Annotated in this window: 13 protein-coding genes, 2 tRNA genes and 1 other RNA gene; 10 read left to right on the forward strand and 6 right to left on the reverse strand. The window is 74.3% G+C overall.

Features of this window, described 5'->3' with window-relative positions:
• Positions 1 to 118: 118 nt before the first annotated feature.
• Positions 119 to 1,384 carry a methyltransferase domain-containing protein gene (locus ACSTA4_RS29655; protein WP_444964305.1) on the forward strand — a complete coding sequence of 422 codons (1,266 nt, stop codon included), beginning with the start codon at positions 119 to 121 and terminating at the stop codon, positions 1,382 to 1,384.
• A 56-nt stretch (positions 1,385 to 1,440) separates the two neighbouring features.
• Here the strand turns inward: ACSTA4_RS29655 and ACSTA4_RS29660 are convergent, their stop codons facing one another.
• Positions 1,441 to 1,656, reverse strand: coding sequence for a DUF6243 family protein (locus ACSTA4_RS29660; RefSeq protein WP_444961949.1), 216 nt, complete (start codon positions 1,654 to 1,656; stop codon positions 1,441 to 1,443).
• A 118-nt stretch (positions 1,657 to 1,774) separates the two neighbouring features.
• Here ACSTA4_RS29660 and ACSTA4_RS29665 point away from each other — a divergent pair, with 118 nt between their 5' ends.
• Positions 1,775 to 2,401, forward strand: a complete 627-nt coding sequence (locus tag ACSTA4_RS29665; RefSeq protein ID WP_444961950.1) for a TetR/AcrR family transcriptional regulator — start codon at positions 1,775 to 1,777, stop codon at positions 2,399 to 2,401.
• A gap of 49 nt (positions 2,402 to 2,450) precedes the next feature.
• On the opposite strand, the gene ACSTA4_RS29670 is transcribed toward ACSTA4_RS29665, so the two are convergent.
• Together ACSTA4_RS29670 and ffs are read right to left on the reverse strand one after the other, a co-directional pair.
• A complete protein-coding gene (locus ACSTA4_RS29670) occupies positions 2,451 to 4,649 on the reverse strand; it encodes a DNA polymerase III subunit gamma and tau (protein ID WP_444961951.1) in 2,199 nt (732 codons plus the stop codon).
• Between the two features lie 108 nt (positions 4,650 to 4,757).
• Positions 4,758 to 4,853, reverse strand: an RNA gene (gene ffs / locus ACSTA4_RS29675) — signal recognition particle sRNA small type.
• Between the two features lie 181 nt (positions 4,854 to 5,034).
• Here ffs and ACSTA4_RS29680 point away from each other — a divergent pair.
• The 5 genes from ACSTA4_RS29680 to ACSTA4_RS29700 all read left to right on the forward strand — a co-directional run bounded on the left by ACSTA4_RS29680 (position 5,035) and on the right by ACSTA4_RS29700 (position 10,619).
• Positions 5,035 to 6,393, forward strand: a complete 1,359-nt coding sequence (locus tag ACSTA4_RS29680) for a DUF2252 domain-containing protein (protein WP_444961952.1) — start codon at positions 5,035 to 5,037, stop codon at positions 6,391 to 6,393.
• A gap of 68 nt (positions 6,394 to 6,461) precedes the next feature.
• Positions 6,462 to 6,546: transfer RNA gene (locus ACSTA4_RS29685), tRNA-Ser, on the forward strand.
• A gap of 357 nt (positions 6,547 to 6,903) precedes the next feature.
• The gene (locus ACSTA4_RS29690; RefSeq protein WP_444961953.1) at positions 6,904 to 8,913 is read left to right on the forward strand and encodes an oxidoreductase; all 2,010 of its coding nucleotides are present in this window, start codon (positions 6,904 to 6,906) and stop codon (positions 8,911 to 8,913) included.
• A gap of 120 nt (positions 8,914 to 9,033) precedes the next feature.
• Positions 9,034 to 9,891, forward strand: coding sequence for a Rieske 2Fe-2S domain-containing protein (locus ACSTA4_RS29695; RefSeq protein WP_444961954.1), 858 nt, complete (start codon positions 9,034 to 9,036; stop codon positions 9,889 to 9,891).
• A 185-nt stretch (positions 9,892 to 10,076) separates the two neighbouring features.
• The gene (locus tag ACSTA4_RS29700) at positions 10,077 to 10,619 is read left to right on the forward strand and encodes a PadR family transcriptional regulator (protein ID WP_444961955.1); all 543 of its coding nucleotides are present in this window, start codon (positions 10,077 to 10,079) and stop codon (positions 10,617 to 10,619) included.
• A 216-nt stretch (positions 10,620 to 10,835) separates the two neighbouring features.
• Here ACSTA4_RS29700 and ACSTA4_RS29705 read toward each other — a convergent pair whose 3' ends face one another.
• The gene (locus tag ACSTA4_RS29705; RefSeq protein ID WP_444961956.1) at positions 10,836 to 12,095 is read right to left on the reverse strand and encodes an ROK family transcriptional regulator; all 1,260 of its coding nucleotides are present in this window, start codon (positions 12,093 to 12,095) and stop codon (positions 10,836 to 10,838) included.
• Positions 12,096 to 12,561: 466 nt separating this feature from the next.
• On the opposite strand from ACSTA4_RS29705, the gene ACSTA4_RS29710 reads away from it, so the two are divergent.
• The gene (locus ACSTA4_RS29710; protein ID WP_444961957.1) at positions 12,562 to 13,251 is read left to right on the forward strand and encodes an alpha/beta hydrolase; all 690 of its coding nucleotides are present in this window, start codon (positions 12,562 to 12,564) and stop codon (positions 13,249 to 13,251) included.
• A 109-nt stretch (positions 13,252 to 13,360) separates the two neighbouring features.
• Here ACSTA4_RS29710 and ACSTA4_RS29715 read toward each other — a convergent pair whose 3' ends face one another.
• Complete coding sequence (locus tag ACSTA4_RS29715) at positions 13,361 to 15,544, reverse strand: alpha-galactosidase (protein ID WP_444961958.1); 2,184 nt, start codon at positions 15,542 to 15,544, stop codon at positions 13,361 to 13,363.
• Between the two features lie 173 nt (positions 15,545 to 15,717).
• Here ACSTA4_RS29715 and ACSTA4_RS29720 point away from each other — a divergent pair, with 173 nt between their 5' ends.
• Both ACSTA4_RS29720 and ACSTA4_RS29725 read left to right on the forward strand, forming a co-directional pair.
• A complete protein-coding gene (locus tag ACSTA4_RS29720) occupies positions 15,718 to 18,192 on the forward strand; it encodes a glycoside hydrolase family 2 protein (RefSeq protein ID WP_444961959.1) in 2,475 nt (824 codons plus the stop codon).
• Entirely contained in the window at positions 18,192 to 19,052 is an 861-nt protein-coding gene (locus ACSTA4_RS29725) for a LacI family DNA-binding transcriptional regulator (RefSeq protein ID WP_444961960.1), read from the forward strand. The genes ACSTA4_RS29720 and ACSTA4_RS29725 overlap by 1 nt, the downstream gene beginning before the upstream one ends.
• Before the next feature lie 267 nt (positions 19,053 to 19,319).
• Here ACSTA4_RS29725 and ACSTA4_RS29730 read toward each other — a convergent pair.
• Positions 19,320 to 19,404, reverse strand: a tRNA-Ser gene (locus tag ACSTA4_RS29730).

The raw sequence follows: 19,404 nt of genomic DNA on the forward strand, positions 1-19,404 counted from the left end.
CCAAGAGTGGCGCTAACATCACTCTCGGTTGAAAAGGTGTTCTGCGGGGCACAAGAGTCCCGGTAGTGCCCTCGGGCACCACCGGCAGCGCTGAGAGCCACGGGGGAGTGAGGACGTGTTGACCGCCAGAGAGCGCCACTCGGCGCTGGTCGAGGCGATGGTCGCGGACGGCACGCTGACCGACGCCGCCCTCACCGACACGTTCCGGTCGGTGCCCAGACACCGGTTCGTCCCCGAGACCGGCGCGGTGACCGCGCACGGGACCGCCCTCAACGCCAACAGCAACCCCGAGCGGTGGCTCGCGGCCGTGTACGCCGACAACGCCATCGTGACCCAGGTAGACGGACCCGACCCGTCCGCGTACCGGGAGGCGCCCGACCCCCGGGCCCCCGGCTTCCGGGCGCCCGGCGAACAGGAGCCGGAGCCCCGGGAGCAGCGCGCCCACGACGCCGGGGAGTTCGGGTCCGGGCAGCGGGGGCCGAGCGGCCCCGACTCCCGGGAGCGGGCGGAGGCGGCGACCTCGTCCGTCTCGGCGCCCCGGGTCCTGGCCCGCATGCTGGAGCTGGCCGACCTCGCCAACGGGCAGAGGGTCCTGGAGGTGGGCACCGGAACCGGCTGGAACACCGCCCTGCTGGCGCACCGGCTCGGCGACAGCGCCGTCACGTCCGTGGAGACCGACCCGCGCCTGGCAGGAGTCGCCCGCGAGGCCCTGCGCGCGGAGGGCTACTCCCCCGCCGTCCACCTGGCCGACGGCTACGAGGGGTACCCGCCCGGCGCGCCCTACGACCGGATCACCTCGACCTGCGGCGTGCGCCGCGTGCCGCCCGCCTGGGTGGAGCAGTTGCGCCCCGACGGCCTGGTGGTGTGCCCGTGGGGGCTGCTGGAGGGGGCCGGGGTGATCGCGCGCGTGGAGTGCCCCGGGGACGGTTCGGCCCGGGCGAGCTTCCACGGCGGTGTGGGGTTCGTGCCGCTGAGGACACCCGACGCCCAGCCCCGACCGGTACGGGACTCGGGGCAGCAGCCCGACGAGTACCGGCTCACGCAGACCGACCCCGTGGCGCCGCTGATGACCTTCCCGTCGGCGTTCGCGCTGTCGGTGATGGTGCCGGGCTGGCGGGTGCGGCGGCGGTGGATCGGCACCGGGTCGGGCGTGTGGGTGTTCGACCGGAGCGGCGGCTCGTGGGTGCGCGTGTACCCCTACGGCACCTCGTGGATGATCGAGCAGGGCGGCCCGAGGAGCATCTGGGACGAGTTCGAGGAGGCCCTGGAGCTGTGGACCCGGTTGGGCGCGCCCGACCCGGACCGGTTCGGGCTCTCGGTGGGCGCCGACGGCACGCACCGGGTGTGGCTGGACGCACCGGACGGACGGGGCTGGACGGTGTGACCGCGCGAGGTTCGCGGACGCCGACGGCCCCCTCGGAGGGGGCCGTCGCCGCGCGCTCACGCCTGTCCCTGGGCGCCTTCGGTCTTCTCGGGCTCCGCGTTCGCGTCCTTGCCCTGCTTCTCGCGGAGCTTGCGCAGCAGCTCCTGCTTGCGCTCCACGGCGTCGTCGCTGGGGCCGCCCCGGCCGCCGCCCTTGCCCCCGCGAAGCGCGGAGCGCGAGACGGTGTTGCGCTGTCCGCCCATGCCCAGAAGGTTGTCGCTGTTCCTGCCCACGCGGACCTCCTTTCCCTCCAGACGAGGCGAGACGCCTCGACAAGTCGATCCGACCTCCGCAGGATATCGGCACCAAGACGATACGTCTCGTCATTTTTCAGCGGTTAACGTGGCAGGTATGGCAGAGAACACCACACAGGAAGAGACCAGGGTCCGCCGCGGTCCCGACCCCCGCCGCCGCAGCGAACGCGCGCGGCGCGCCATCGTCGACGCCGCCGCCGAACTGATGGGCGAGGTCGGTTACGCCGGGCTCACGATGGAGGCGATCGCCGCCAGGGCCAAGGTCGGCAAGCAGACCATCTACCGCTGGTGGCCGTCCAAGGCGGCCGTCGTCCTGGACGTGTTCACCGCGCTGACCGGCGGGGTCGCCGGTGAGCCCCTGCCCGACACCGGCGACCTGGCCGAGGACATGCGGACGGTGCTCCGCGCCACGGCGGACGAGTTCCGCATCCCGGAGATGGACCGGACCACGCGCGCGTTCACCGCCGAACTCCAGCACGACCCGGTCTTCGCCGAGATCGTCCAGGAACGCCTGATGGGCCCGAACGCGCGGGTTTTCGAGGACCGGCTGCGCTCCGCCGTGGCGGCGGGCGAGGTGGACCCGGAGATCGACCTGCGGCTGGCCACGGAGCTGTTCCTCGGTCCGTTCCACCAACGCTGGCTGCTGCGCACCGGGCCGCTCACGCACGAGTACGTGGACGAGCTCGTGGACGTGGTGCTGCGCGCGCTGCGCCCCCGCGAATAGCCGCGAGGGCGCCCTTCAGCGGCGAACGCGGAGGTCCGGGGGACACCACCTAGAGGGAGGGGTCCGGGGCCTCGTGCTCGATCTCGTCGATGACCCGGCCGCCGAGCTCGGACTCGATCAGCCCGGCGCCCAACGTCCCCGAGGCGCTGGAAGGCCCGGAGGCCCTCGCGCCGCCGGGGGCCTCCGCGCCGCCGGCTGCGCCCGCGGAGGCGGCTCCGGCGGACTGCGCCGCGGCCTCGGGCCGCGGCGGGACGGGGCGGGGGGCCTGCTCGACCGCGGGCGAGGAGTCGCCGTACTCGGGCGGCGGCGCGGCGGCCGCGTCCTCGTAGGGGTCGGGCGGCGGTTCCTGGAGTCCGGTGACGATGCGGTCCGGCGGCGGACCGGTCGGTGCGGGGTCCGGGGCCGGAGCGGGTTCCGGAGCCTGTCCGGGGTTCGGTCCGGAGGCCGCCTGCGGCGCGGGCTCGGGCGCCGCGGGCCGCGCGGGTTCGGGAGCGGGCGCGTCCCACCCGGCGGGCTCGGCCTGGCGCGCGGGCTCGGGCCTGCGCGCGGGGGCGGCTGAGGCCGTGGCGGCGCTGCCCGCGGCGGCGACGCGCACCTCCATGCCCAGGACCTGCTGGATCGCGGCGGCCACCACCTGATCGCTGCCGCTGTTACTGAAGCCCTTGGCCTCGTTGGGCCGGGAGAAGCCGAGCAGGACGGCGTTGCCCTCCACACCCACCGGACGGACGTCGCTGCCGCTCAGCACCATCCAGGTGAACCGGCGGCGGCCCTTGACCGCCTCCAGGATCTGCGGCCAGGCACCCTGCACGCGCCCCAGGTCCAGGGAGCCGCCGGACGCCGCGGGCGCCTGGCTCCGCGCGGGGGCGGCCTGCTTGGCCGGGGCGTCCCAGCCCGCGGGCTCGGAGCGCTGCTGCGCCGGGGCCGGGGCGGCGGGGGCCTCCGGAGGAGCCGGAGCGACCGACGGGGCGGGAGCCGCGGCGGCGCGCACGGGTTCGGAGGGCACCACCGGGGAGGCCGGTGTGACCGGTGCGGGCGCGGGCGCGGGGGCGGGCTGGACCGGCGCGGCGGAGGGGGTGGCGGCGCCGGAGGCGATCCGGCGCTCCATCTGCTCCAGGCGGGCCAGCAGGGCCACGCCCTGGTCGCCGTCGGCGGCCGGGAGCAGCACCCGCGAGCACATGAGTTCCAGCAGCAGACGGGGCGCGGTGGCGCCGCGCATCTCGGTCAGGCCCTGGTTGAGGATGTCGGCCGCGCGGCTCAGCTCGGCCGGGCCCAGGCGCGCGGCCTGGTCCTTCATCCGCTCGGTCGCCTCCGGGTCGACGTTGACCAGGCCCTTGTCCAGGGCGTCGGGTACGGCGGCCAGGACGACCAGGTCGCGGAAGCGCTCCAGCAGGTCCGTGGTGAACCGGCGCGGGTCGAGCCCGCCCTCCACCACGCGGTCGATCAGGCCGAACACGGCGGCGCCGTCGCGGGCGCCGAGCGCGTCGACCATCTCGCCGAGCAGGCTGGAGTCGGTGTAGCCCAGCAGGGAGACGGCGCCCTCACGGGTGATGCCGCCCTCGTCCGAACCGGCGATGAGCTGGTCCAGCACCGAGAGCGTGTCGCGCGCCGAGCCCGCGCCCGCGCGCACGACCAGCGGCAGCGCGGCCGGGTCGTAGGAGACGCCCTCCTCCTTGAGGAGGTCCTCCATGAGCTCCTTGAGGGTGCTCGGGGGGATCAGGCGGAACGGGTAGTGGTGGGTCCGCGAGCGGATCGTGCCGATGACCTTCTCGGGCTCGGTGGTCGCGAACACGAACTTCAGGTGCGGCGGGGGCTCCTCGACCAGCTTGAGGAGGGCGTTGAAGCCCTCCCGGGTCACCATGTGCGCCTCATCGATGATGTAGATCTTGTAGCGCGAGTTGACCGGGGAGAAGAAGGCGCGTTCGCGCAGGTCGCGGGCGTCGTCCACACCGCCGTGGGAGGCGGCGTCGATCTCGATGACGTCGATGCTGCCGCCGCCGTCGGGGGCCAGTGCCACGCAGGAGTCGCAGGTGCCGCAGGGGTCGGGGGTGGGGCCCTCGGCGCAGTTGAGGGAGCGGGCCAGGATGCGGGCGCTGGTGGTCTTGCCGCAGCCGCGCGGGCCGCTGAACAGGTAGGCGTGGTTGATCCGTCCGCTGCGCAGCGCCTGGCGCAGCGGGTCCGTCACGTGTTCCTGGCCACGCACCTCGCCGAACGTCGCGGGCCGGTACTTGCGGTACAGCGCGATGCTCACGGTGTGATTCCTCCCCTGGTCCCTGCCACGTGTCCATTCAACCCGCGGGCGGTGACAGCTCGCGCCGGTTGACGAGGACCGGGAGGGGTTCGACCGGGCCGGAGAAAGACAAAGGACCCCCCGCGCACCCGCCAGAGCCCATTTATCCTTGCTGCCTTCCGGCCCTGGGGAGGTTCATAGGGTGACGCCGCACGAGGGGTCTGCCCCGAGTGTATCCGAACCCCGGACCGCTCGGGCAACCCGTGCGCCCCCGGCCCCTCCCCCGGAGCGCGTCGCCCTCCGGAACACCGGCATCGGGCGGAACGCACACCCCGCATCAGGCGTCTCATCTCGGGCACGGGGCCCACGGGGCCCGGACCGGCACACACGTAACCTCTCAGAGATCATGGACGGCATGGGCATGCTCGACCGGCTCGATTCCACCGACAGCTCCCCGGAGCGCCGCGACCTCATCGTCGCCACGCTGGAGAACGCCTTCTCGGACCTGATGGCCGCCGACCCGGCGGCGTTCCGCGTCAAGTTCCGCAAGATGGCGGCCAACCCGTTCGCCTTCTACCGGGGCAGCGCCGCGCTCTTCTACAACGACGTCTCGGGCATGGACGACCCCTGGGCCGACGAACGCACCTCGCGGGTGTGGATCCAGGGCGACCTGCACGCGGAGAACTTCGGCACCTACATGGACTCCACCGGGCGGCTGGTGTTCGACGTCAACGACTTCGACGAGGCCTACCTCGGCCACTTCACCTGGGACGTGCTCAGGTTCGCGGCCAGCATCGGGGTGATGGGCTGGCAGAAGGCCCTGTCCGACGAGGACATCAGTGCGCTCCTGCCGCACTACATCGACGCCTACATCGCCCAGGTGCGCGAGTTCGCGACGACGGGCAACGACTCGGAGTTCTCGCTCAAGCTGGGCAACACCGACGGCACCGTGCACGACGTGCTCCAGAGGACCCGGCTCAACAGCCGCGCCGAGATGCTGTCGTCCATGACGTCCCGCGACGGGTACACCCGCCGCTTCGCCGAGGGCCCCCGGGCGCGCCGCCTGGACGACGCCGAGCGGGAACGGGTCATGGTCGCCTACGAGGCCTACCTGGACACCATCCCCGAGGACCGGCGGTACGCGTCGATCAACTACGCGGTCAAGGACGTGGTGGGCAGCGGCGGCTTCGGGATCGGCTCGGCGGGGCTGCCCGCCTACACCCTGCTCATCGAGGGCCAGTCGGAGGCGTGGGACAACGACATCGTGCTGTCCATGAAGCAGGGCAACGTGGCCGCGCCCTCGCGGGTGGTGACCGACCAGCGCATCATGGACTACTTCCAGCACCACGGGCACCGCACCGCGGTGTCCCAGCGGGCGCTCCAGGCTCACGCGGACCCGCTGCTGGGCCACACCGAGATGGGCGCCGTGGGTTTCGTGGTGAGCGAGGTCTCCCCCTACACCAACGACCTGGACTGGGACGACCTCACCGAGCCCGCGGAGATCGCGCCGGTGCTGGACTACCTGGGGCGCGCCACCGCCAAGGCGCACTGCGTGTCCGACTCGCACGCGGACGCCACGCTCGTGCGCGGCCAGACCGAGGAGGCGGTCATGGCGGTGCTCGACGGCCGCGAGGCGGAGTTCACGCGGTGGTGCGTGGACTTCGCGCACCGGTACGCGGCCCAGACCCGGGCCGACTACTCGCTGTTCGTGGACGCCTTCCGCAACAACGCCATCAGCGCGGTGAGGTCCAGCCGGGCCCTGTGATCCCGGGGCCGGGCGGGGACGCGGGAACCTGTTCGGAGCACCCCGTCGCGGCATGTAGAGTTGTTCGCGGAGGATTCGCCTAGTGGCCTAGGGCGCACGCTTGGAAAGCGTGTTGGTGGCAACGCCTCAGGGGTTCGAATCCCCTATCCTCCGCGAGCGGCCCGTGGTGGTCGACGACCTTCGGTCGTCCTCCCCACGGGCCGAAGTCTTTCCCAGGGGTACGACCCCCTGAAACCCCCGAAAGCCAGCAGCCGAAACGAAAGGCCCCGACCGGACACCGGCCGGGGCCTTCGTCGTACCTAGTCTCACTTCCAGTCTCAGTCAGCCGTTCCGGAGCCTGAGCCGCCCTCCTCCCACAGACCCCCGACGGCCTCTCGCTCCCGTTCCCGGTCGGCCCGGGCCCGCTCCCCCGGTACACGAGGTGCGCCCACGACCCTTTTTGCAACTTGTTGCATAATGAGTGCGGGCCGACCGGACACCGGCCCGCGAGGCACCGCGCGAGGAGACGACATGGGCGACTACCCCCACCTGCTGGAACCGCTGGACCTGGGCTTCACCACCCTCGCCAACCGCGTGGTCATGGGCTCCATGCACCTGGGCCTGGAGGAGGCGCCGGGCGGCTTCGAGCGGATGGCCGCCTTCTACGCCGAGCGCGCCCGGGGCGGCGTCGGCCTCATCGTCACCGGCGGCATCGCCCCCAACCCCGAGGGCGCCACCTACAAGGGCGCCGCGAAGATGACCACCGAGGCGGAGGCCGGGGAGCACCGCGTGGTCACCGAGGCCGTGCACCGCGAGGGCGGGCGCATCGCCATGCAGATCCTGCACACCGGCCGCTACGCCTTCAACGAGGACGCGGTGGCGCCGAGCGCGATCCAGGCCCCCATCAGCGCCTTCACGCCCCGGGCACTCACCGGCGACGAGGTCGAGCGCACCATCGAGGACTTCGCCCGCGCCGCCGAACTGGCCAGGCACGCCGGGTACGACGGCGTGGAGATCATGGGCTCCGAGGGGTACCTGATCAACCAGTTCATCGCCCGGGCCACCAACAGGCGCGAGGACGACTGGGGCGGCTCCTTCGAGAACCGCATGCGCTTCCCCGTGGAGATCGTGCGGCGCGTGCGCGAACGCGTCGGCACCGACTTCATCGTGGTCTACCGGCTGTCCATGCTCGACCTGGTACCCGGCGGCTCCACGTTCGACGAGGTGGTCCGGCTGGCCAAGGCCGTGGAGGAGGCCGGGGCGACCATCATCAACACCGGTATCGGCTGGCACGAGGCGCGCATCCCCACCATCGCCACGTCCGTTCCACGCGGCGCCTACAGCTGGGTGACCCGCAGGCTCCGGGGCCGGGTGTCCGTGCCGCTCGTCGCGGTCAACCGCATCAACACCCCCGAGGTCGCCGAGGAGATCCTGGCCGGGGGCGACGCCGACATGGTCTCCCTGGCCCGCCCCTTCCTGGCCGACCCCGACTTCGTCGCCAAGGCCGCGGCGGGCACCCCCGAGCAGATCAACACCTGCATCGGCTGCAACCAGGCCTGTCTGGACCACACGTTCAGCCTGAAGGTCAGCTCCTGCCTGGTGAACCCGCGCGCCTGCCACGAGACCGAACTCGTGCTCTCCCCCACCCGCCTGCGCAGGAGAGTGGCCGTCGTGGGCGCCGGACCCGCCGGGCTCGCCTGCTCCGTGTCCGCCGCCGAGCGCGGGCACGAGGTCACGCTGTTCGACGCGGCCGGGGAGATCGGCGGCCAGCTGAACCTGGCCCGCCGCGTGCCGGGCAAGCGGGAGTTCGACGAGACCCTGCGCTACTACCGGGTCCAGCTCGACCGGCACGGGGTGGACGTGCGGTTGGGCACCAGGGTGGGGGCCGCCGACCTGGAGGGCTACGACGAGGTCGTGCTCGCCACCGGCGTCACCCCTCGCGTGCCGGGGATCCCGGGCGTGGACCACCCCAAGGTGGTGGGCTACGCGGACGTCCTGCGCGGGAACGCCGAGGTCGGCGAGCGCGTGGCGGTCATCGGCGCGGGCGGCATCGGCTTCGACGTGGCCGCCTTCCTCACCGACGGCGGGGGCGACGTCGACACCGGGGAGTTCCTGCGCAGGTGGGGCGTGGACACCGACCCCGCCTCCCGGGGCGGCCTCGGCGAGCCCCTGCGTCCGGCGTCGCCGCGCACCGTGCACCTGGTCCAGCGCAGGACCGGCAAGGTCGGCGCGGGCCTGGGCAAGACGACCGGATGGATCCACCGGCTGGAGCTGCGCCACCGCGGCGTGGAGACGGTCGCGGGGGCCGAGTACGACCGGATCGACGACGAGGGCCTGCACCTGACCGTCGACGGGGAGAAGCGCGTGCTCGACGTGGACACCGTCGTGGTGTGCGCGGGCCAGGAACCGCTCCGGGACCTCGCCGACGAGCTGACCGCCTCGGGCCGCGCGGTCCACCTGATCGGCGGCGCCGACGAGGCGTCCGAGCTCGACGCCAAGCGCGCGATCGACCAGGGCACCCGCCTGGCCGCCGCGCTGTGACGCCCGCCCCGGCCTCTCCGGCGCAAGAGCAACGGGAGGCCGGGGAAAGCCGGGTTCAAGGATCCGCGCGGCCCCGTGTCCCGTGAGTGGCACGCGCGCACCCCGGGTAGCCGCACCACCATGAGAATCGGTGAACGCATCCGCCGGATCGAACGCGACGAGCAGCTCGACCCCGCGGTCTCCGGCATGAAGAGCCTGGCCGAACGGATCCCGTCCGGCACCGTCCGCGACATGCTGCACGGGGTCCAGCTCGGGCACCCCGTCCATCCGATCCTGGTGCAGCTGCCCCTCGGTACGTGGATGGCGGCGGTCCTGCTGGACTCGCTGCCCGGGGACCACCGCCGCAGCGCGCACGCGCTGGTCAACGCAGGTCTGGTCACGACCCTGCCCGCCGTGGTGAGCGGCCTGGCGGACTGGTCGCAGCAGCACGAGCGCCAGCAGCGCGTGGGCGTGGTGCACGCGGCGACCAACGGCGTCGGCACCCTGCTGTTCGGCGCCTCCTCGCTGGCCCGGGCCCGCGGCCGCCAGGGCTGGGGGAGGTTCCTGGCGCTGGTCGGCGTGGGCGTGGTCGGCCTGAGCGGGTCCCTGGGCGGGCACATGGCCTACTACCGGTCGGCGGGCGCCAACAGCGCCGACCACCTGGTCGACCTGCTGCCCGGGGGCTGGCACGACCTCGGCCCGCTGGACGGGTTCGACGACGGCGGTCTCGGCGGGGGCGACGTGGCGGGCGTCCCGGTCCTGGTGGCGCGGACGGGCGGCTCCGTGAGCGCGATGCTGGGCACGTGCCCGCACATGGGCGCTCCCCTGGCCGAGGGCGAGCGGGTGGACGGGTGCGTGCGCTGCCCCTGGCACGGCAGCGAGTTCCGCCTGGACGACGGGACGGTGGTCCACGGCCCCGCGACCGCTCCGCCGCAGGTCCTGGACGCGTCGGTCGTGGAGGGCAGGGTCATGGTCCGCCTCCCCGAGTCCGCCCCGTGATGGGGCGCGGATCTTTTTTCTGAGCCTGCTACAGGGGGGTCTTCGGGCGTCCACGGGGTTCTGGAGGTGACGGAGGTGGGACTGCAAGCAGGACTGCGCCGTAGGCGTCGGTTGAGGGTGGTGGCGGGCGACGGGTGGGACGAAGCGAAGCGGAGGCCCCAAAGAACACTGCCTAGAATGCGCCCATGTCCCTGCCCCACGCCATCCTGACCGCCCTGCTGGAGAAGCCCTCGTCCGGCCTGGAGCTGGCCCGGCGCTTCGACCGCTCGATCGGGTACTTCTGGTCGGCCACCCACCAGCAGATCTACCGGGAGCTGGGCAAGCTGGAGCGGGCGGCGCTGATCCGGGCGCTGGCGACGGACGGGCCGACCCGCGGAGGGCGCAAGGAGTACGAGGTGCTGCCCGCGGGACGGGAGGAGCTGGAGCGCTGGGTGGACCTGCGCGAGGACCCCAGGGCCTCCCGCGACCCGCTGCCGCTGCGGCTGCGCGCCGCCGGGGTGGTGGGCGTGCGCGGCCTGGTGGCGGAACTGCGCCGCCACCGCGACCTGCACCTGCTGCGGCTGGAGGAGTACCGCGGGTTCGAGCGGCGCGACTACCCGGACGGGCCCGCCACCGAACGGGAGCGGGTCCAGCGCCTGGTGCTGCTCGGCGGCATCGACGTGGAGGCCGGGTGGGTGGCGTGGCTGACCCGCGCCGTCGAGGAACTGGAGGGCGTCCCGGACGCCTGAACCCGTCGGATCGAGGGCGTCCCGGACGCCTGACCGCGCCCACAGGGCGTCCCGGACGCCTGACCGCGCCCACAGGGCGCCCCGGACGCCTGGCGGCGACGGCCCGAGGGCTCCCCGACACCGGGCGGACGGTGTTCCGGCGGGTTCCGGCGGGTTCCGGCGGGTTCCGGGTGGACGGCCGCGCCGGTCCGCGCGGCACCGGACCCCGCAGGGCGCTCAGTCCCAGTCCTCCCCGGACTCCGACAGGTTCGCGGGCAGGCGCAGCCCGGGGCGCAGCGGAACCAGTTGGCCCTGGAGGACCATGGCCGCCGCGCCGATGGCGGGCGCGGTCGCGGCCGACGTGGACATGCGCACCTCGACCGGGTGGGCGGCGCGGGCGAAGAAGGCCCGGTCCAGCTCCTCCTGGATGACGGGCAGGTAGACCGACCCCGCCGCGGCCAGGCTCGAACCGGTCAGCACCAGCAGGTCCAGGTCCATCAGATTGGCCAGCGTGCGGACCGCCACGGCCAGGCGGCGGGCGGAGCGGTCCAGCAGGGCGCGGGCGGTGGGCTGGCCCAGGCGGGCCGCGCGGACCACGGCGGTGAACTCCGCGCCCACCGACGGCCGGACCCGGCCGCCGTCCCGGGTGAGGCCGGCGGTGCGGGCGAGCTCCCCGTCGGCACGGGCGGCCGCCACGACGGCGGCCGGACCGGCGACCGCCTCGGCGCACCCGCGTCCGCCGCACCAGCACAGCGGCCCGTCCACTTCCAGGCACACGTGCCCGATCTCCCCGGCGTTGCCGCTGGCCCCGTGGTAGGGGATGCCGTTGACCAGGACCCCGGCGCCGACACCGGTGCCCATGTACACGGCGGCGAAGATGGACGACCCGCCGACCACGCCGGACCAGTACTCGCCGAGGGCGGCGGCGGTCGCGTCGTTGCCCGGCACCACGGGCAGGCCGACCGCGCCCTCCAGCTCCTCGGCCGCGGGGTAGCCGGCCCAGTGCCGCAGCGAGGGGTGCCGGTGGAGCCCGCCGGTCGGGGCGACCAGCCCGACGCCGAGCACCCGCTCGCGGTCCACCCCGGCGCCCTCCACCAGGGCCTCCACCTGCCGGGACATGCGGGAGGTGGTCTCGGCCGGGTCCTCGTCCCGGTTCACCCCGGCGCGGGTCATCCGGGAGACCACGGCGCCGGTGAGGTCGATGAGGGCGTAGGTGATGCCGATGGGGTCGATGTGGACTCCCACGGCGTAGCGCGACTCCCGGTTGAGCCGGAGCAGGACGCGCGGCTTGCCACCGGTGGACTCGGCGCGCCCGGTCTCCAGGACCAGGCCGTCGTCGATGAGCCTGCGGACGACGGTGGAGATGGTGGCACCGGTGAACCCGGTGGCCTCCACCAGCCCCACGCGGCTGATCGTGCCCGCGGCACGGATGACGTCGAGGACCGCCGCCCTGCTCGTCGTGTGCGGGATCACCCGTGACGGCCCGCCCAATGCCACCTCCACCACCTCGACGGCCGGTCCCCGGCCGCGGTCCGCGCTGTGCTCTCCCCCGCTCCGAGACGCCGCGTCCGCGCGCGGACCGCCCGGGTCGCGTCGCCGGGGCCGGTCGCGTCGCGCCCGCGCGCGGGGACCCGCCCCTTCGCGTCCGGCGGGCGAGTGTGGGCCAAGTGTCGCGCCCGCGCGCGGGGACGGCAACCCGGCCCCTCCTTCGCACCGCGCCCGCACGGGGACGGCCCCCTCCCGGACCGCTCCCCCGCCCGTCGCGCCTCCGTGACGCGCCCGCGCCGGGAACGGCAGCGTTCCGGGGCTGCCCGCGGACCGCCACACGCCGTCTCGCGCCCGCGCGGGGGTGCCGGGCCGGAAGCCGGGCAATCCGGCACGGCCCCGGCGCCGAAGAACCCGGGGAGACCGAACCGAGCGGCACCGGGCCGCGCGGTCCCCCTCAGAAGGGAGTTCACCGAGGATGCGGGCTTCTCCCACGCACCGCCCCCGGTCGGCCGAGCGGGCCCTCGGGCCGCTGGGCCCCTGGATCACCCGGTGGGCGCCGCCCCGCCCGGTGGCCGCGGTGGCGATCGTGCTGCACGGCGGCCAGGTCACCGGGCTGATGAGCACGGAGCAGAGTCAGCTCGCCGTCCGGCGGATGGACCCGTTCGCCTCCGCGCTGGCCCGCGCGCACGGCGACCGGGGGCTGGCCGTGTGGCGGGTGCGCAACCGCGTGCGCGGCTGGAACGGCGACGGCCGGTCCTCCCTGGAGGACGCCGGACGCGCGGTCGACGAGGTCAGGCGCCACCTGGGCGGCGTGCCGGTGGTCCTCGTCGGCCACTCGCTGGGCGGGCGCGTGGCCCTGCGCTCGGGCGGGGTGCCCGGAGTGCGCGGCGTCGCGGCGCTGGCCCCGTGGCTTCCCGAGGGGGAACCGGTGGAGCAGCTGGTGGGCCGACGCGTGCTCCTCGCCCACGGCTCCCGCGACCTGACCACCAACCCCCGGGCGTCGGCCGACCACACCGCGCGGATCGCCCGCGTGGCGGAGTCGGCGGAGTTCGTCCGGGTGCCCCTGGACGTGCACGCGATGCTGCGCTGGCGCACCTGGAACCGCCTGGTCACCGACTTCGCGGGCACGGTGCTGGACGCCTGCGCCCGGGAGCCGCGAGGATAGCCCCGCCGCACCCGGGCCGCCACGCACGACGGAACGCCGCGCCCCTCCGGACACACCGCACCCGGCCCTCCCGCGCGCAGCCCTCCCGCGTACCGGCCCGCGACCGGGTTCAGAGCCGGGTGGCGCGCACCAGGACCAGCCGTTCCGGGAAGAGCACCGGTGCCTGGAGTCCCGCGTTCTCCAGCACCGCGCCCCTGACGCGGACGCCCTCGGGGGTCCACCAGGGCAGCGGCACCCCCCACCGGTGGGCGTTGCCGTCGGGCACGTCCCCGGGCGCCTGCGGTCGGACCCGGTAGACCGCCTCGGGGCTCAGGCCCGGCAGCCGGACGGGCCCGGTCGGGTACAGCTCCGAGGTCCCCGTGGCGACGATCGCGTAGAGCGCCTCGGACCGGTCCTCGGCGACCACGCCGTGCACCCGGACCGCCGGGTCCGGGTGGTCGCCGTGCACGGCGGTCCCCGTGTGCAGCAGACCGCGCAGCTCCTTGTACAGCTCCACCCACTCCCGCAGGCGGGCCAGCTCGGCGTCGTCGGCCCGGGTGAGGTCCCACTCGATCCCGAAGTGCCCGAACAGGGCGGTCCCGGCCCGGAAGTCGACGGTGTGGCGGCGGTCGGTGGTGTGCGCGGTGCCCGCCCCCACGTGGGTGCCCATCAGCTCCAGCGGGACGAGCGCGTTGGTCCACCGCTGGATGTCCTGCCGCTCCAGGGCGTCGATGCAGTCGGAGACCCACACGCGGTCGGTGCGCTCCAGCACCCCCAGGTCCACCCGCCCGCCGCCGGACGAGCAGGACTCGATCTCCACGCCCGGGTGGCGGCGGCGCAGTTCGTCCATCAGCCGGTAGACCGCCAGGGTCTGGCCGTGGACCCCGGCCCGCCCGGTCGGCCGGTGCCCGGCGTCCACCAGATCCCGGTTGTGGTCCCACTTGAGGTAGGAGACCGGGTAGGCGGACAGCAGGTCGTCCAGGCGCTCCAGGACGTACGCGAACGCCTCCGGGCGGGCCAGGTCGAGCACCTGCTGGGAGCGGGCCGGTCGGGGCAGCCGGTCGCCCGCGGCCATGATCCAGTCCGGGTGCGCGCGGGCCAGGTCGGAGTCCTCGTTGACCATCTCCGGCTCCACCCACAGCCCGAACCGCATGCCCAGCCCGGTGACGTGGTCGGTGAGCGGGCCCAGCCCGTCCGGCCACACCTCGTCGGAGACGTACCAGTCGCCGAGGCCGCGCCGGTCGTCGCGGCGCGAGCCGAACCAGCCGTCGTCGAGCACGAACCGCTCGGCGCCCACACGGGCGGCGGCGTCGGCCAGCTCGCGCAGCCGGTCGAGGTCGTGGTCGAAGTACACGGCCTCCCAGGTGTTGACGACCACCGGGCGCGGGGTGGAGGGGTGGTGCGGCCGCGAGCGCAGGTGCCGGTGGAAGCGGGCGGAGACCTCGTCCAGGCCGTGCCCGTGCGAGCCGTACTGCCACGGGGTGGTGTAGGACTCCCCCTCGGCCAGCACGACCTCCCCGGAGAGCAGCAGTTCGCCCGAGCCCAGCAGGGACACCGCGTGGTAGGTGCGCTCGGCGAAGGTGCGGTGGTTGCCCGACCAGGCCGTGTGCACGGCCCACACCTCGCCGGAGCGGTTGCTGAAGCCGTGCGTTCCCGCGGCCAGCAGGTGGGCCGCGTCGTACCCCGTGCGCCCGGTGCGGTTCTCGCGCACCCGCAGGCCCTGGGTGAAGGCGGTCCGCTGCGGGCTGCGCTCGCGCATGTGGCGCCCGCCGAAGTCGAGCAGCTCGACCGCCTCGGCCGGGACGGGGAGGACGAGGTTGACGGCGTCCACGGCGAAGGGGGACGCGGCCCCGTTGGTGACGGTGGCGCGCTGGCGGACCAGGCCCGAGGGGGTCAGCTCGACCACCAGGTCCAGGGAGAGCCCGGCCCGGGCGTCCTCGGCGCGGACGGTCAGGCGCCCGCCCGCCGGGGAGCCGTGCTCCACCGCGGACTCGCGCACGCGGAAGGCGGTGGAGAAGTCGGCGCCGCCCCGGTTGCCGACCAGGCCCGGCGTGCCGAGCCAGCCGGCGGACTGCTCGGGGAGCACGGCCACCTCCACCGGCCCGTCCACGGAGAACCCGATGGGCTGCGGGCTCAGCGCCAGGCGCAGGTCGTCCAGCTCCCCGCGGGGGAGGTCGCCCAGGTCGGAGCCCCAGTGCAGGACCCGGGGCAGGGTCTCGCCGGTCAGGTCCAGCAGGAGGCTCACCCCGGCGGCACGCAGGTGGGGGAGGTCGGAGCCGCCGGAGAGGGGGCGGTGCGATGCCACGGTCGCCACGTCCTTCGTGGTCGGGAACAGGGTTGACTTACTTTGTTCGGGAAAGTAAGAATCCCCGAGGTGGCTGGTTCGCGCAAGAGGGACCGCCGCCCGACGACGACCGCGACGCCCCGCGGAGCGTGCTCCGCGGACACGCCGGGCGTCCCCGCCCCCGAAGCCCCCGAGAGGCACAGATGATCCGTCACACCCTGCACGATGGCTGGCGGCTGTCCGCGACGAGCGGGCCCGTCCCGGAGAACGTCGCGGGCCGCACCGTCCCCGCCCAGGTCCCGGGAAGCACCCACCTGGACCTGCTGGCCGCCGGGCTGATCCCCGAGCCCTACCTGGACAGCAACGAGACCGAACTGGCCTGGATGCACCGCGCGGGCTGGCGCTACTCCCTCACCTTCGAGGCCGACGCGGTCGAGGACGGCGAGCGCGTCGACCTGGCCTTCGACGGCCTGGACACGGTGGCCACCGTGGAGCTCAACGGCACCGTGCTCGGCACCACCGCCAACATGCACCGCGGATACCGCTTCGACGTGCGCGACGCGCTGCGCGCCGGGGCCAACGAACTCGTGGTTTCCTTCCGGTCCGCGCTGGAGTACGCCGAGGAGGTCCGCGGGGAGCTCGGCGAGCGGCCGCACACCAACACGCACCCGTACAACATGGTCCGCAAGATGGCCTGCTCCTTCGGCTGGGACTGGGGGCCCGACCTCCAGACCGCCGGGATCTGGAAGCCCGTGCGCCTGGAGCGGTGGCGCACCGCCCGCCTGTCCCAGGTGCGCCCGCTGGTCACCGTGGGCGAGGACGGCACCGGCCGGGTGGAGGTGCACGCCGACGTCGAGTGGTCCGGGAGCGCTCCCGGCTCCGGCCTGGTCCTGGTGGCCGAGGTCGCCGGTGTGCGGGCCGCCGCCGACGTGGCTCCCGGCGCGGAGAACGGTGTGGTCGTGGTCGAGGTGCCCGACGCCCGCCTGTGGTGGCCGGTCGGCCACGGGGACCAGCCCCTGTACGACCTGTCCGTCACCCTGACCGCGGACGGGGAGGCCGGGCCGCTGGGCTCAGAGGCCCGCCGCGTGGGCTTTCGCACCATCACCGTGGACACCGCTCCCGACGAGCACGGCACCCCCTTCACCGTCGTGGTCAACGGCAAGCCGATCTTCGTCAAGGGCGCCAACTGGATCCCCGACGACCACTTCCTCACCCGGATCACGCGCGAGCGCCTGGCCCGGCGCGTGGACCAGACCGTCGGCGCGCACATGAACATGCTGCGCGTGTGGGGCGGCGGGATCTACGAGAGCGAGGACTTCTACGACGTCTGCGACGAGCGCGGCGTCCTCGTGTGGCAGGACTTCCTCCTGGCCTGCGCCGCCTACCCCGAGGAGGAGCCGCTGTGGAGTGAGTTCGAGGCCGAGGCCCGGGAGAACGTCGCGCGCCTGACCTCGCACGCCTCGCTGGCGCTGTGGAACGGCGGCAACGAGAACCTCTGGGGCTTCATGGACTGGGGCTGGCAGGAGCGTCTCGGGGACCGGACCTGGGGTTACGGCTACTACACCGACCTCTTCCCCCGCGTCGTGGCCGAGCTCGACCCCACCCGGTTCTACGCCGACGGCAGCCCCTACAGCCCGGGGTACGCCCCGAAGGAGGTCCACCCCAACGACGAGGCGCACGGCACGCGCCACGAGTGGACCGTGTGGAACCAGACCGACTACCGGGCCTACCAGGACCACGTGCCCCGGTTCTGCTCCGAGTTCGGCTTCCAGGGTCCGCCCACCTGGGCCACCCTCACCGACTGGGTGCACGACGAGCCCCTCACGCCCACCTCGCCCGCCTTCCTGCTGCACCAGAAGGCCGAGGACGGCAACGGCAAGCTCGCCCGGGGCCTGTCCGCCCACCTGCCCACGCCGAGGAGCTTCGAGGACTGGCACTGGGCCACCCAGCTCAACCAGGCCCGCGCGGTGGCGTTCGGCATCGAGCACTTCCGGTCCTGGTGGCCGCGCACCGCGGGCGCCCTGGTCTGGCAGATCAACGACTGCTGGCCGGTCACCTCCTGGGCGGCCGTGGACGGCGAGGAGCGTCCCAAGCCGCTCTGGTACGGGCTGCGCCGCGCCTACGCGCCGCGCCTGCTCACCGTCCAGCCCCGGGACGGGCGCCTGGTCCTGGTGGCCGTCAACGACACCGACGAGGCCTGGTCGGAGCCGGTCAGCGCAGAGCGCCAGACCTTCGGGGGCGAGGTGCTGCACACCGCTAGGATCGAGCTGGCCGTACCGCCCCGTTCCGCGGCGGAGTTCGACCTGGCCCGGGAGCTGCTCGCGGCCGGGGACGCGAAGGAGGAGGTGCTCGTGGCCACGACCCGCGACGCCCGCCTCGTGCGGCCCTTCCGCGAGGACGTCCACCTGTCCTACGACCCCGACGCGCTGACCGCCACCGCCACTCCCGTGGAGGGCGGCTACCGGGTGGAGGTGCGCGCCTCGTCCTTCGCCAGGGACGTCTCCGTGCTGGCCGACCGGGTGGCCCCCGACGCCGAGGCGGACGACATGCTCGTGGACCTGCTGGCCGGGGAGACGCACAGCTTCCTGGTGCGCACCGGCGCGGAGGTCGACCCGGCGGCGCTGACCGCCGCCCCCGTCCTGCGCTCGGCCAACTCCCTCCGCGCGCGGCGGGCGTGATGGACGGGTCCGGGACCGGAGGCGCGGTCGGGCTGGTCCTGGCCAGGCCGCGCCGTCTGCTGAGCGCCGAGCCCTTCTTCATGGAGTTCATCGCCGGGATCGAGGAGCGGATGGCCGAGCGCGACATGTCGGTCCTGCTGCACCTGGTGACCGGCCGGGAGGCCGAGCTGGCCGCCTACCGCCGGTGGGCGGAGCGGCGGCTGGTGGACGCGGTCGTGGTGGTCAACCCGACCGAGGGGGACGAGCGCCCCGCCGTGCTGCGCGAGCTGGGCCTGCCCGCCGTGGTCGCGGGCAGCCCGGTCCCGGACCCCGCCACGCCCACCGTCCTGACCGACCACGTGTCCCCGGTCCGGACGGCGCTGGAGCGCCTGCTGGAACTGGGCCACCGGCGCGTCGCCCGGGTGACCGGGCCGGTGGAGCTGCTGCACACACGCGCCCGCACGGAGGCCCTCGCGGAGGGCTGCCGGGCGGCCGGGATCCCCGACCCGGTGGTCCTGGAGGGCGACTACTCCTCCGAGGCGGGCGCCCGGCTCACCGGCGAGCTGCTCAAGCGGAAGGACCCGCCGACGGCGGTCCTGTACGACAACGACGTGATGGCGGTGGCCGGACTGGACGCCGCCCGCGGCATGGGCGTGCGGGTACCCGAGCAGCTGAGCCTGGTGGCCTGGGACGACTCGACCATGTGCCGCCTGGCCGAGCCCGCGCTCACCACCATGAGCGTGGACGTGTACCGGTACGGGGTCGCGGTCGCGGAGTCGGCCCTGGAGTGCGCCGACGGGTCGGCCGTGGCGGAGCGGTGGTCGCCGGCGGCGCGCTTCGTGCCCCGGGGCAGCACCGGCCCGGCCCCCGCCGGGGAGTAGCCGCACCGGCTTGCCGCCACGGCGGCTTGTCGACTTGTCGGTCCGCCGGCTTGTCGGTCTGTCGACGGGACGACCTGTCGACAGGCCGACAGGTCGCTCCGGGGCCGCGCTCCGGCCGCCGGACCCTGTTCCGGCCGCCGGAACGCGATCCGGGAAACGCGAAGGGCCGGTTGCTCCGCGCCGCGCACACCGTGCGTCGGCTCGGACCAACCGGCCCTCGCTACCTCTACCGGCCGGACGCTCACCAGCGTGAGCATCGGCCTCGTGCGGTGGAGGAGGGATTTGAACCCTCGAAGGGTTGCCCCTTACCCGCTTTCGAGGCGGGCGCCATCGGCCACTAGGCGACTCCACC

Source organism: Nocardiopsis sp. M1B1 (assembly GCF_052466615.1).

What these genes read in the sequence shown, in the direction of transcription:
- ACSTA4_RS29695 (WP_444961954.1), top strand. Translation starts at nt 9,034, where the DNA reads ATGAGAATCGGTGAACGCATCCGCCGGATCGAACGCGACGAGCAGCTC.
- ACSTA4_RS29680 (WP_444961952.1), top strand. Translation starts at nt 5,035, where the DNA reads ATGGACGGCATGGGCATGCTCGACCGGCTCGATTCCACCGACAGCTCC.
- ACSTA4_RS29700 (WP_444961955.1), top strand. Translation starts at nt 10,077, where the DNA reads ATGTCCCTGCCCCACGCCATCCTGACCGCCCTGCTGGAGAAGCCCTCG.
- ACSTA4_RS29665 (WP_444961950.1), top strand. Translation starts at nt 1,775, where the DNA reads ATGGCAGAGAACACCACACAGGAAGAGACCAGGGTCCGCCGCGGTCCC.
- ACSTA4_RS29725 (WP_444961960.1), top strand. Translation starts at nt 18,192, where the DNA reads ATGGACGGGTCCGGGACCGGAGGCGCGGTCGGGCTGGTCCTGGCCAGG.
- ACSTA4_RS29690 (WP_444961953.1), top strand. Translation starts at nt 6,904, where the DNA reads ATGGGCGACTACCCCCACCTGCTGGAACCGCTGGACCTGGGCTTCACC.
- ACSTA4_RS29720 (WP_444961959.1), top strand. Translation starts at nt 15,718, where the DNA reads ATGATCCGTCACACCCTGCACGATGGCTGGCGGCTGTCCGCGACGAGC.
- ACSTA4_RS29710 (WP_444961957.1), top strand. Translation starts at nt 12,562, where the DNA reads ATGCGGGCTTCTCCCACGCACCGCCCCCGGTCGGCCGAGCGGGCCCTC.